Raw genomic sequence first — 12,602 nt, 5'->3', positions numbered from 1 at the left:
GATTGATATTTATAACAATTAAGTTCTTTCAAGCTCACACTTTTACCAATTAGCTTTGTGAAATGTTAATTGTTTTACATTCTTAGTTTTGATTGCATTGTAAACATAATGTTAATCAGAAATGGGCGAGACAAATATTAAGTGCCAACATTTTAGTGTAGGGGAGTGCTCTCTCTGCTAATGCTCCCGAGCCGATAAAACGAAAATCAACAAGTAAGAGGTGAAGCGATTATGATGAATCTTGCTGCTGCATTACAAAGAAATGCTGCGAGTAAACCAGATAAGACGGCGTTGATATGTGGTGATGTCGAGATAACTTATGCGCAGTTTGATGCGATTACCGGAAAGATCGCGGCATCTTTAATCAACAAAGGGGTCGTTCCGGGCGATCGTATTGCGCTCTCATGCCCAAACATTCCTTTTTTCGCGTTTGTTTATTATGCGATACAAAAAGCTGGCGCGGTTGCTGTCCCATTAAATGTGCTTTTGAAAGCGCGAGAAATTAAGTATCACTTAGAAGATTCAAAAGCGAAGTTTTACTTCTGTTTTGAAGGGACAGCAGAACTGCCAATGGCAAAAGAGGGGGTTAAAGCGTTTGAGCAGGCTGATATATGTGAAAATATGGTCGTGATGACTCAATCTCAAAGTGAAAACGAATGGAATGGTGTGCCAACTCTCAATGCGTTTATAGCGGATGCAGAACCATTGTCAGATTATGTACCGCGTAATGCGGATGATACTTGTGTTATTTTGTATACATCAGGGACGACAGGCTTACCAAAAGGAGCTGAACTGACGCAGCAGAACATCATAATGAATGCTCTGGTGGCACAAAACATTATGGGCAGCCAGGCCGATGATATTCACTTAGTAACTTTGCCTTTATTTCATACCTTTGGTCAAACCGTCCACTTAAATGCCAGTGTTTTGGGCGGGGCAACCTTGGTGTTAGTGCCTAGGTTTGAGCCTAAACATGTTCTTGAGCTGATGGAAAAACACAAAGTGACGTTGTTTGCTGGAGTGCCAACGATGTATATCGGCTTGCTTCATGTCCAGCACCAATTTGATACATCCTCACTACGTGTTGCTATCAGCGGTGGAGCCCCGTTGCCAACCGAAATCTTTAGATCCTTTGAGGAACAATTTAATGTCCCAATTCTTGAAGGATACGGGTTATCAGAAACAAGTCCTATTGCATGTTTTAATCATTTAGATCAGGAACGTATACCAGGATCGGTAGGTCAAGCGATTCAAGGCGTTGAAGTAAAAGTTGTCGACATTGAAGGCAATGCGCTACCGATCGGTGAAGAAGGTGAGATTGTTGTGCGTGGGCATAATGTTATGAAGGGATACCTTGACCGCCCGGAAGTCACTGAATCCGCGCTACAAAATGGCTGGTTCCATACTGGTGATGTTGGCCGTTTTGACAGTTCAGGTAATCTATTTATCGTCGATAGAATGAAAGATCTGATCATTCGAGGTGGATTTAACGTTTACCCTAGAGAAATTGAAGAAGTGTTTATGACTCATCCTGCAATCTCAATGGTAGCGGTGATAGGGATTCCAAATGAAGAGTATGGCGAAGAGATAAAGGCTTACGTTGTGCTTAAACCGGGAGAGTACATTGACGCGGAAACATTACAAAAGTGGGGCAAAGAGCAGTTAGCCTCTTTTAAATATCCTCGTTATGTTGAAATTCGTGAGCATCTCCCGATGAGTGCGACAGGAAAGATTTTAAAGCGTGAATTGAAATCTGAATTGAATGTGGCTTAGTCAATTCAATGAACTTTGGGTTACAGCGCCACTTGTCTGGAGCGAGTGGTGTTGTGCACGTTACTCAAGAATAGAAGATGGCAATCTCTCGCTAGCGTGTACACATGAACTATCTGTTTACTCTATTGTTCGAGTTGTTTTATGTGCGCTTCTAAGCGTTTTGGATTGGTAATGGTCACTGAACCATATTTCAGTTCTAGCATCCCAATACTCTCTAAGTTTTTTAGTACTTTATGAACACTTTGACGAGTTAGCCCCATCATGTTGGCGATATGCTCTCTAGTCACTCTCACGACACACGGCTGAGTATTGATAGCTTGGTTGTGTTGGTATTCAGCAAGCAACAGCAACCTTCTTGCAATCCGCTCTTCGATTCCTCTAATCGCATCATCTTCGATAACAGAAATTGCAGACCATAAGCGGCGGCTAAGTAAGTCGAGAATCGTAGGGTAACTTTGAGGATATTTGGCGAGTAATTGGCGAAACTTATCACCAGGTAGTTCCAGTAAGGTCACGCCCGAATGCGCGGTTGCGCCAAAAATACGCGGCATGCCGGGAGAAAAAACATTGTCTCCAAACCAGCCTCCTGCCTCGAAAATCATTAATGTGACTTCTTTGCCTTTTGAACTCATCGAATTAATTCGTACGGCACCCTGTGCAATGACCATAAGAGAAGATTGAGGTTCCCCTTTATTGCAAATCAGTGCTTTTTCGTCGAAACAGCGAACTTTAGCTATTTGTGCTGCTTCACTAAGTCCTTTCTCGGGCAGCCCTGATAATACAGGACATTTGGCTAATAATGCTTTGACTTCTTCCATGTGCAACCTTACTGCATCCTGCTCTAGCTATTATTTGTGCTGGTTAAGTGGCAAAGTTTATCACTCTTTGATTGCTCTGCTTTAGATTGGTTTGGAAAGTGCGGGCGTTGAATAAAAAATGATATGGTATAAACGCCATACAAGAAAACGCCCGCTAAACAGAATGTTAAGCGGGCGCTATAGCGTTACATCAAATGGAAATTATTTCTGAGTGGCAGCTTTCATCGCTGACACAAAATCACCAAGTTTATCGAGCATAATTTGTGGCTGCTCGACATTCGCTTCAATGATTTTCACCACAGCTGAGCCGGAGATGGCCCCTGCTGCGCCAGACTCTATTGCTTGTTTCACCTGTGCTGGTTCAGAAATACCGAAGCCAAGCAGCGCTGGTGGTGCATCGAACTGGTTTAATCTATCTAACATGTGACCAACAGGCATATTTGCTTTTGTCTCTGCGCCTGTCACGCCAGCACGAGAGAGTAGATAAGTATATCCACCGCCAAGCTCTGATACTTGTTTAAGCGTTTCGTCACTGGCTGTAGGTGGCGCGATAAAGATTGGGTGAATACCAAACTTCTCTGCTGCTGCAACAAACTCTGCACTTTCATTGGTTGGTACGTCTGCAATCAAAACAGAATCGATGCCTGCTTTTGCACAGCGCTCGTAGAAGTTTTCGACACCGCGTGAGTAAACTAAGTTCGCGTACATCAGAAGGCCAATAGGTAGCTCTGGGTATTTAGCACGAATCTTACCAATTTGTTCAAAGCAGATATCTGGTGTAGCGCCTGAATCTAGCGCACGAATGTTCGCGCCTTGGATGGTTGGGCCATCTGCAAGTGGATCTGAAAATGGAATACCAAGTTCAAGGGCGTCTGCGCCAGACTCAACGAGGGTTTCCATGATCTTGTAAGATTGTTCTGCGTTTGGATCGCAAACCGTTACGAACGGTACAAATGCGCCTTGTTTTTTTTCGTTTAGGCGCGCAAACATCTTCTCATAACGGCTCATTAAATCACTCCTTTTTCTTCTAGGATGGCGTGTACGGTGAAGATGTCTTTGTCACCACGACCAGATAGGTTTACGACCAATAGTTGTTCTTTCTCAGGATTCTCACGAGCCATGCGCAATGCATGAGCTAGAGCGTGAGAAGACTCTAGAGCTGGGATGATCCCTTCGCTGCGAGCCAGTTCTTGGAATGCCTCGAGCGCTTCGTCGTCAGTTACGTTGTCGTATTCTGCACGGCCAATTGCGTTTAGGTGTGCGTGCTGTGGACCAACTGAAGGGAAATCAAGACCCGCAGATACAGAGTAAGACTCCTCAACTTGGCCGTTTAGATCTTGCATCAATGGCGCTTTCATACCAAAGAAGATGCCCGTTTTGCCATGTTTAAGTGGTGCACCGTGTTGGTCAGTATCGATACCTTTACCTGCTGGCTCAACACCAATGAGGCGAACGCTTTCTTCTTCGATGAAGTCAGCAAACATACCAATCGCGTTTGAACCGCCGCCCACACACGCGATAACTGCGTCAGGAAGACGACCTTCACGTGCCAAAATCTGATTCTTAGTTTCTTCACCGATCATGCGTTGGAAATCACGCACGATGGTTGGGAATGGGTGAGGACCAGCCGCTGTACCTAGTAGGTAGTGCGCGTCTTCATAAGTTGCAGACCAGTCGCGTAGCGCTTCGTTACATGCGTCTTTAAGTGTTGCTGAACCTGAGTGAACCGGAATTACTTCTGCACCCATGAGTTTCATACGGAATACGTTCGGGCTTTGGCGTTCAACGTCTTTTGCACCCATGTAAACACGACATTTCAGACCAAGTAGCGCACACGCTAGTGCAGTTGCTACGCCGTGTTGACCTGCGCCGGTTTCTGCGATGATTTCGTTTTTACCCATGCGTTTCGCAAGCAGAGCTTGACCTAACACTTGGTTGGTCTTGTGCGCGCCACCGTGAAGCAGATCTTCACGTTTTAGGTACAGTTTGGTTTTCGTACCTTTGGTTAGGTTACGAGTTAGAGTCAAAGCCGTTGGACGGCCCGCATACTCTTGAAGAAGCGTCATGAATTCGCTGCGGAATTCTGGATCTTCTTGCGCGTCGATAAACGCTTGCTCTAGTTGCTCCAGTGCTGGAACTAGAATTTGCGGAACGTACTGACCGCCGTATTCGCCAAAGTAGGCATTCAGTTTTGCCATCGTTATATTCCTTCTCGTATTTTTCGCTACGAATAGCTTTAAATTTTTTAGCTGAAATACAGCTTTAGTAGTTGCGAATGGCGGTGAAGGCCGCGAGCAACTTCAGTGAATCTTTTTTGCCTGGTGCGCTTTCTACACCAGAGTTTAAATCTAATCCCAAGCAACCTAGTGTCGCTGCTTGTTGAGCATTTTCTGGCGACAGTCCGCCTGCTAGCATAATTTGACTTGGGTCGCCGATCAGTGACCAGTCGAACACTTGACCAGTTCCGCCAGTTTGAGTGCCAACTTGCGCATCTAATAAATGGCGGTCAATGTTTTCTGCAAGTAGTTCTGGCTTGGCATCAGTCACGCCGTAAGCTTTCCAGATTTCAACACACGCTGGCAACTCTGCTTTTAGCTGGTTAACGTAAGCTTGGTGTTCTTGGCCGTGCAACTGCACCGCTTTCAAACCCAAAGAGGTCACGACAGAAGCAACAAAATCGATATCGTGGTTTTGGAACACGCCTACGTAGTTCAGTGGGGCACCGCTCATGGTTAAGCGAGCGCCTTCAAGATCAACGGCGCGCTTCGACTTCTCAACGAAAATCAGGCCACCAAATACCGCACCAGCTTGATATGCTTTCGCTGCATCATCTGGATGAGTGAGACCACAGACTTTGTTTTCGCCCAGCGTCACTTTGCGTACTGCCAGTTCAAGGTTGTCTTCTGCCATCAGCGAGCTACCAATCAAGAATCCGTCTGCGTATTCCGCTAAATCACGAACTTGTTGATGCGTATAAATGCCAGACTCTGAAATCACGGTAGCGTTTGGTGCTAATTCGCGAATTGTCGGTGCCAGTTCTTTAGTACGATTCAAATCGGTGCTTAGGTCGCGAAGGTTACGGTTATTGATGCCGATAACGCGAGCGCCTAGCTCAACGGCACGGTGAAGCTCTTCTTCGTTGCTGACTTCGGTCAGGATACCCATGTTCAGGCTGTGTGCTGCTTCTTCTAGGGCTTTGTATTCTTCGTCATTGAGGACAGACAGCATTAGCAAGACAGCATCAGCACTGTAATGACGCGCCAGGTAAACTTGGTAGGTGTCTACCATGAAGTCTTTGCACAGAACCGGTTGTTTGACTTGACCACGTACTTGAGGAAGAAAGTCAAAGTTACCTTGGAAGTACTTTTCGTCTGTTAGGACTGAAATTGCATCTGCGTGGTTGTTGTAAACCGATGCAATGTAATCCAAGTCGAAGTGATCACGAATCAGACCTTTAGAAGGAGATGCCTTCTTACATTCGGTGATGAATGCCGTCTTTTCGCCACTCAGAGTATCGTAGAAGCTGCGGTCCGATGGCAGCAAATCAGACTGAAATGTGCTTAGCGGTTGAGACACCTTACGGTCTGCTACCCACTGATATTTGTCGCGGACAATTTTCGCCAGTACTTCTGCCATTTCTGCTTCTTTCTTAGAAACGTGTTCAGACAGGTTGTTAGCTTGCTGAGTGTTGAAGTCAGTCATCTTCTTCAATTCCTTAAGCGTGTGCAGCAAGTTGTTGTACCAATTGGTACGCCTTGCCCGAATTCATTGCCTCAATCGCTTGTTGCGTGTTGGCTTTTAAATCTTCGTGGCCGAATAGACGCATTAGCAGAGCAACGTTCACCGCCACTGCGCCCAATTGTGCGTCTGTACCTTTACCCGTCAGGATATTGGTAATGATCGCTTTGTTTTCTTCAGGATCGCCACCTTTGATCGCTTCTAGCGGGTGCGCTTCTAGACCGAAGTCTGCAGGCGTTAGTTTGTACTCAGTGATCTTGCCGTCTTTGATTTCTGCAACCGTTGTTTCACCGTGAATCGCCACTTCATCCAAACCACTACCGTGTACTACTGCTGCGCGCTTCATACCCATTTGTAGCATGGTTTCTGCGATAGGACGAACCAGTTCTTCACTGTATACGCCCATCAATTCGATGTTTGGACGAGCAGGGTTAATCAGTGGGCCAAGAATGTTGAAGATGGTACGTGTTTTCATGGTTTGACGTACTGGCATCGCATGGCGCACACCACCGTGGTATTGAGGTGCAAATAGGAAAGCAACACCGATGTCGTCTACCGCTTTGCGCGTATCTTCTGCGCTCATAGCTAGGTTGATACCAAATGAATCAAGAAGGTCAGAAGAGCCCGATTTGCTTGAAACGCTGCGGTTACCGTGTTTCGCGACTTTTAGACCACAAGCAGCTGCAACAAACGCCGCAGTGGTTGAAATGTTGATGGTGTTGTGACCGTCACCGCCCGTACCTACGATATCTGCGAAATCGTAATCTGGGCGAGGGAATGGGTTTGCGTTTGCTAGCAGTGCTTTCGCCGCGCCCGCAATTTCATCTGGCGTTTCACCTTTGATTTTTAGTGCAGTCAGTGCTGATGCCATCAAAATTGGGTCTAATTCACCACGGATAATGATGTCGAATAGCTGTTGGCTCTCTTCCTGAGTAAGCGATTCTTGCTCGTACAGTTTGGTAATAATAGGGTTGATGATTGCTTCCATATTTCCTCTCCTAAATTTCTTATGTGCCAGTGCTTTTTAAGCAGTGAGTGGGTTCGCTGAAGTTTGTTCTTCAAGTGCCCATTCAATGGCATTGGCCAACAGTGTTGCTCCGTAGGTCGTCATAATAGATTCCGGGTGGAACTGGAACCCGCAAACTTTATCTTCTTCATGTACAACAGACATCACCAAGTCATCCACTTCTGCCGTGATGGTTAGACTCTCAGGAATCTTGGTCGCAACCAGCGAGTGGTAGCGTGCAATCGCAAGTGGTGATGGTAGGTTTTGGTAAATCGCATGGTTTTGGTGCTCCATCATAGAGACCTTACCGTGAATGATTTCACCCGCGCCAGCGACGGTGCCGCCGTACGCTTCAACAATCGCTTGGTGACCAAGACAAATACCGATCATCGGAACTTTGCCTTTCATGCGTAGGATAAGTTCTGGCATTGAGCCTGCCTCTGACGGTGCACCAGGGCCTGGCGATAGCAGAACCACTGGGTTTTCAAGCTCGTTTACCGCTTGTTCGATGGTTTCTGCTGGGATGTTGTTTCGGTAAATCTTGACTGAGTGACCTAGCGAGCGGAATTGATCCACAAGGTTGTAGGTGAACGAGTCAAAGTTATCGATGAATACGATGTTCGCCATGTCTGCTACTCCTTGTTCGTAGGTTGAGAATGCGCTGCTTGAATAGCAGAGATTACCGCTTGTGCTTTACCGCGCGTTTCGTCTGCTTCCGCTTGTGGATCAGAGTCGAACACAACGCCTGCGCCTGCTTGAACTTGAGCAATGCCGTTCTCAACGTAAGCTGAGCGAATTACGATACATGTGTCGAGTGTACCTTCGCCGGTAAGGTAACCCACAGCACCGCCGTAGCTACCGCGTCGTGTGCCTTCTACATCGCGAATCAACTGCATTGCACGAATCTTTGGTGCGCCAGTGAGCGTGCCCATGTTCATACAAGCTTGGTATGCGTGCAGGGCGTCTAGGTCTTCACGCAGTTGACCAACCACACGAGATACTAAGTGCATTACGTGGCTGTAGCGGTCGACTTTTAGTAGGTCTGCGACGTGGCGAGTGCCAGCTTGAGCAATACGAGCGACGTCGTTACGTGCTAAGTCAACCAACATCATGTGTTCTGCGTTTTCTTTCATGTCGGTGCGCAGTTCAAGTTCGATGCGGCTATCTAGGTCGAAATCAATCTCGCCGTTAGGGCGCTTACCGCGGCGACGAGTGCCTGCGATTGGGTAGATTTCAATTTGGTTAGTGTCGGTTTCGTACTTAAGCGCGCTTTCTGGTGATGCGCCAAACAAAGTGAACAGCTCATCTTGCATGTAGAACATGTAAGGGCTTGGGTTACTTTGTTTCAGTTCTTTGTAAGCAGCGAGTGGAGAAGGGCAAGGTAGAGTGAATCGGCGAGATGGTACAACTTGGAACACATCGCCTTTCACTACGAACTCTTTTAAGTCGCGAACAGTTTGGCAGAAGTCTGTATCAGATACGCTAGGTTCTACCGTGACGTCAGCGATTTTTTTTTGCGCTTGGCAGTAGTTTTGGCGCTGCACACTGAGCGCTGATTTCTGCAATACGAGTCTCTAACGCTGTTTTCTCTGAACCATCAACAAACAACGTCGCTTGAAGCTGGCAAGATTCCGTTTGATGGTCGACAACCAGCAGTGTTTCGGCGACGTAGAAAACGTAATCTGGACATTGATTGGTTGCTTCTGCATTACCAAGCGGCTCGAAGTTTGCGACTAAGTCGTAGGCAAACAGACCGCCAAGGAAAATAGCGTGTTTGTCTTGCTGTGAAATATCGAAGCTGTGTTGCACTAAACGTAGCGCGTCAAAAGAAGAAGCTTCACGTAGTCGAGAGTCCTCATCTAACGTGTCGCATGGCTGGCTAAACTCCAAAGTCAGCGTTTCGCCATCGAACTTACTTTCAACGTCACCACGGATGTTCTGGTTTAGGTGAGACAGTAGGTTTTTACCGTTGTTGGTTAACGCCTGCATGTTTACAGTGTGGCCGTAACAAACGATGCGAACCGCTGAATCTACGATTAAAAGTGATTTTAGATTCTGTTTCGAATCAATTTCAGCGGATTCGAGAAGCAAGCTATCTCTTTTGTTCTCACAAATGGTATGGAACAAACGTGTTGGGTCTTGAGTGTAAGGAACCGAAGTCTTTAATACTTCTAGGCATCCAAGTTTCTTGATTTCTATGGCCTTATTCACAAGACCTCCTTGTAGCTGTCTAAATCTTCCTGCCGTACATAGTCGCATAAAGCAAACGTTCTCCCAATCTAGAGTTAGCCATATTCGATTAATGTTTAGGCAGTTGAATGTGAAATGAGCAACAAAACAAAAAAGCCCGCTTAAGTAGCGGGCTTTACAACGTTTGGTTCTATAAACTAGAAGTATACGTTTGCCCACCAAGAACTAGTCCAAGTGCGCCACCAAGCAAGATCTGATGAGTTTGTCTTATTAAGACAAACCGCAACTTTCGCTTTTTGGTTTTGGTTAAATTCTTGTAACATGGTGAACCTTAAATTACGTACTTTGTATTTGTGTACTAGTTAACTAGTGCAAGAGTAAAAAGTCAACCCCAAAACAGCATTAAAACGATAAAAATATGAGAATTGATTTACATAGTCACACCACTGCATCGGACGGTCGGTTAGAGCCTAAAGATTTAGTGGAAAGGGCGCTGAGTTTTGATATCGAGGTTTTGGCGATCACTGATCACGATACGGTTGACGGTTTGGCGTTAGCCAAGCAACACGTTCAAGACAATAATTTACCGATCAAAATTATCAACGGCATTGAGATATCGACTGTCTGGCAAAACAAAGACATTCATATTGTCGGCTTGAATATCGATCCGGAAAATGAACAATTATCCGCCCTCATCGAGCAGCAGAAGCAGCATCGCATAACAAGGTCAGAGTTGATTGCAGAGCGACTACAAAAAGCAACTCGGGAAGGCGTGCTCGAAGAGGTAAGGCAGATCGCCGGTGATGCGCCTGTTACGAGAGCGCACTTCGCGAAATGGTTGGTGGATAATGGTTACGCAAAAACCATGCAAATGGTGTTTAAAAAATACCTAACGCGTAATAACCCAGGTTATGTACCACCGAATTGGTGCTCGATGAAAGATGCGGTTGACGCTATCCATGCGGCTGGTGGTTTGGCGGTATTAGCGCATCCTGGAAGATATAAGTTGACAGCGAAGTGGATTAAGCGTCTTCTAGCAGCGTTTGTAGAAGCAAACGGCGATGCGATGGAAGTTGCACAGCCACAGCAAGCGCAACAAGAAAGGCGCAACTTGGCTGATTATGCTATACAATACAAACTATTAGCGTCTCAAGGCAGTGATTTTCACTACCCATCCCCTTGGATGGAGCTAGGAAGGAACCTTTGGTTGCCCGCAGGCGTCGAACCAGTTTGGAAAGATTGGGGTATTGATCCTTCGTTGGATATATCAAAGTAACCTCAAAGCGTGGGTTTCAGCATCAAATAACTGGAAAGTGTATATTGGGTATTAATGTGGCTTTCCTTGTCGTTGGAACTGAACAACACTTTGAATCTTGAAGTCACTTGATAAAGCACAACAAGGCGGCATTCAAGCTCCACATAAGAATATAGAGCCGAGAGGCTCGATAATGAGGAATTACAATGAGCCAGTTTTTTTACGTTCACCCAGAAAACCCACAGGCTCGCTTGATTAATCAAGCAGTAGCAATCATTCGTAACGGCGGCGTTGTGGTGTACCCTACCGATTCAGGGTACGCACTTGGCTGTCAGTTAGAGAACAAACAGGCACTGGAACGAATCTGTCAGATCCGTCGTCTGGATGATAAGCATAACTTTACATTACTGTGTCGTGATTTGTCGGAACTTTCTCTATATGCGCGAGTGGATAACTCTGCATTCCGACTACTGAAAAACAACACACCAGGTCCTTACACCTTCATCTTCAAAGGCACGAAAGAAGTGCCGCGTCGTTTGATGAACGCGAAACGTAAGACCATCGGTATCCGTGTTCCAGACAATCAAATTGCCTTGGATTTGTTGGAAGCATTAGGTGAACCGATGATGTCTACGTCGTTGATCCTACCTGGCAGTGACGTAACAGAGTCTGATCCGGAAGATATTCGCGATAAACTAGAACATGCGGTTGATGTGATTCTTAATGGCGGTTACTTAGGTGAACAACCTACGACCGTCATTGACTTTAGCGAAGGTGAACCTGTTGTGGTGCGTTTGGGATCAGGTGACCCGGCACCATTCGAATAATTCGACTAATAGACGTACACCACCGTCAAACAAAATAGGAGGCATCGCGCCTCCTATTTTAGTTGTCATATCGAATATCTCATTGAACTTAACTGTTTGAGATTAAGCGAAATCGAAAATGTCGATACCATTTTGTTCAGCATAGTTGATGTATGCAGAGCTCACGCCGTTTAATGTTACTTCGACATTGTATTCATCACTAGAGAATACTGCCCAGCCACACTCATTATAAGATAAAGTCAGATCATCCGCTGAATCCAAGAACGTATCTCGAATACCATCATTGTCGGTGTCTCTGCCCATATCGAAGACAAGTTTGTCATGAAAAATATTAAAATCGACAATATCGGCTTTAATATCAATATCGTTGGAGGATACAGGTTGATCCGGTACACCAATAGCCAGGCGGTTTGTAAGCACGAAAGTGTCGTCTCCACAGCCGCCGCTCAGTACTGATTCACCATCGCCAACGACGAGCGTGTCGTTACCCCAACCCCCACTCAAGTAGTTGTTGCCTGAGTAATCAAAAATTGTATCATCGCCACAACCACCAAAGAGCTTGTCATTTCCTAATCCGCCCGATAGGAAGTCGTTGCCAAAGCCGCCAGAAACAAAGTCGTTTCCTCGGCCACCGAGCAAGGTATCGTCTCCCCAGCCCCCGAAGACGACATCATTGCCTCCGTATCCTACGAACTTATCATCACCACAGAAGCCGAAGAAAATATCGGTTGTTTCAGACCCTTTTGTACCGGTCATATCGTCATCTTGAGATGTCCCAAAAATCCAATTTAGGTCTAGATTTAGCATAGACATTGTTCTATTCCTTTTTGTCTGATTTATGCCAATCGTCGAAAATGCAGAGCCAATCTAGCTAGTTAAAATACACGATAACGTTAGTGTCATTTTTAATAGTAAATAGTGACTTACCGATGCTTCTTGTCTTGCTATGAGTGCTCATTTATCCACGATGATTGGTATTACTTAGCAGCAAACTG

General features: G+C 45.8%; 11 protein-coding genes, 1 pseudogene and 1 other annotated feature. Of the genes and pseudogenes, 3 read left to right on the top strand and 9 right to left on the bottom strand.

Annotation, left to right across the window (positions count from 1 at the left end; all coding sequences use genetic code 11):
- Positions 1 to 231: 231 nt before the first annotated feature.
- On the top strand, positions 232 to 1,773 hold the full coding sequence (locus J8Z23_RS10450) for a long-chain-fatty-acid--CoA ligase (RefSeq protein ID WP_124008306.1): 1,542 nt from the start codon (positions 232 to 234) through the stop codon (positions 1,771 to 1,773).
- Positions 1,774 to 1,895: 122 nt separating this feature from the next.
- Here J8Z23_RS10450 and J8Z23_RS10445 read toward each other — a convergent pair whose 3' ends face one another.
- From J8Z23_RS10445 to J8Z23_RS10410, 8 genes and pseudogenes are all read right to left on the bottom strand, one after another.
- Positions 1,896 to 2,591, bottom strand: coding sequence for a Crp/Fnr family transcriptional regulator (locus tag J8Z23_RS10445; RefSeq protein WP_006743300.1), 696 nt, complete (start codon positions 2,589 to 2,591; stop codon positions 1,896 to 1,898).
- A gap of 201 nt (positions 2,592 to 2,792) precedes the next feature.
- Positions 2,793 to 3,599 carry a tryptophan synthase subunit alpha gene (trpA, locus tag J8Z23_RS10440; RefSeq protein WP_301659648.1) on the bottom strand — a complete coding sequence of 269 codons (807 nt, stop codon included), beginning with the start codon at positions 3,597 to 3,599 and terminating at the stop codon, positions 2,793 to 2,795.
- Positions 3,599 to 4,789, bottom strand: a complete 1,191-nt coding sequence (gene trpB / locus J8Z23_RS10435; RefSeq protein WP_109169704.1) for a tryptophan synthase subunit beta — start codon at positions 4,787 to 4,789, stop codon at positions 3,599 to 3,601. Before trpB ends, trpA begins: the two co-directional genes overlap by 1 nt.
- A 64-nt stretch (positions 4,790 to 4,853) precedes the next feature.
- Positions 4,854 to 6,293 (bottom strand): bifunctional indole-3-glycerol-phosphate synthase TrpC/phosphoribosylanthranilate isomerase TrpF, encoded by a 1,440-nt coding sequence (gene trpCF / locus J8Z23_RS10430; RefSeq protein WP_301659647.1) that lies wholly within the window; start codon positions 6,291 to 6,293, stop codon positions 4,854 to 4,856.
- Positions 6,294 to 6,306: 13 nt separating this feature from the next.
- Positions 6,307 to 7,317, bottom strand: a complete 1,011-nt coding sequence (gene trpD, locus J8Z23_RS10425) for an anthranilate phosphoribosyltransferase (RefSeq protein ID WP_017635721.1) — start codon at positions 7,315 to 7,317, stop codon at positions 6,307 to 6,309.
- 36 nt (positions 7,318 to 7,353) lie between these two features.
- A complete protein-coding gene (locus J8Z23_RS10420) occupies positions 7,354 to 7,962 on the bottom strand; it encodes an aminodeoxychorismate/anthranilate synthase component II (RefSeq protein ID WP_046874475.1) in 609 nt (202 codons plus the stop codon).
- A gap of 5 nt (positions 7,963 to 7,967) precedes the next feature.
- Positions 7,968 to 9,546: pseudogene (locus tag J8Z23_RS10415) on the bottom strand (anthranilate synthase component 1).
- Positions 9,547 to 9,672: 126 nt separating this feature from the next.
- Positions 9,673 to 9,776: a sequence feature (Trp leader region), on the bottom strand.
- Positions 9,723 to 9,848, bottom strand: coding sequence for a trp operon leader peptide (locus J8Z23_RS10410; RefSeq protein ID WP_005394819.1), 126 nt, complete (start codon positions 9,846 to 9,848; stop codon positions 9,723 to 9,725). Its footprint overlaps the feature before it by 54 nt.
- A gap of 95 nt (positions 9,849 to 9,943) precedes the next feature.
- Between J8Z23_RS10410 and rnm the strand changes: the two genes are divergently transcribed.
- Both rnm and J8Z23_RS10400 read left to right on the top strand, forming a co-directional pair.
- Positions 9,944 to 10,801 (top strand): RNase RNM, encoded by an 858-nt coding sequence (gene rnm / locus J8Z23_RS10405; RefSeq protein ID WP_005394817.1) that lies wholly within the window; start codon positions 9,944 to 9,946, stop codon positions 10,799 to 10,801.
- Between the two features lie 185 nt (positions 10,802 to 10,986).
- Entirely contained in the window at positions 10,987 to 11,607 is a 621-nt protein-coding gene (locus J8Z23_RS10400; RefSeq protein ID WP_005376791.1) for an L-threonylcarbamoyladenylate synthase, read from the top strand.
- A gap of 102 nt (positions 11,608 to 11,709) precedes the next feature.
- Here the strand turns inward: J8Z23_RS10400 and J8Z23_RS10395 are convergent, their stop codons facing one another.
- Positions 11,710 to 12,420, bottom strand: a complete 711-nt coding sequence (locus J8Z23_RS10395; protein WP_005394815.1) for a calcium-binding protein — start codon at positions 12,418 to 12,420, stop codon at positions 11,710 to 11,712.
- Between the last annotated feature and the right edge of the window lie 182 nt (positions 12,421 to 12,602).

The organism is Vibrio sp. SCSIO 43086 (genome assembly GCF_051132235.1).
Taxonomy (GTDB): Bacteria; Pseudomonadota; Gammaproteobacteria; order Enterobacterales; family Vibrionaceae; genus Vibrio; species Vibrio diabolicus.
Note: the sequence above shows the minus strand (reverse complement) of the source record. Positions and strands in the feature narration are given on the sequence as shown.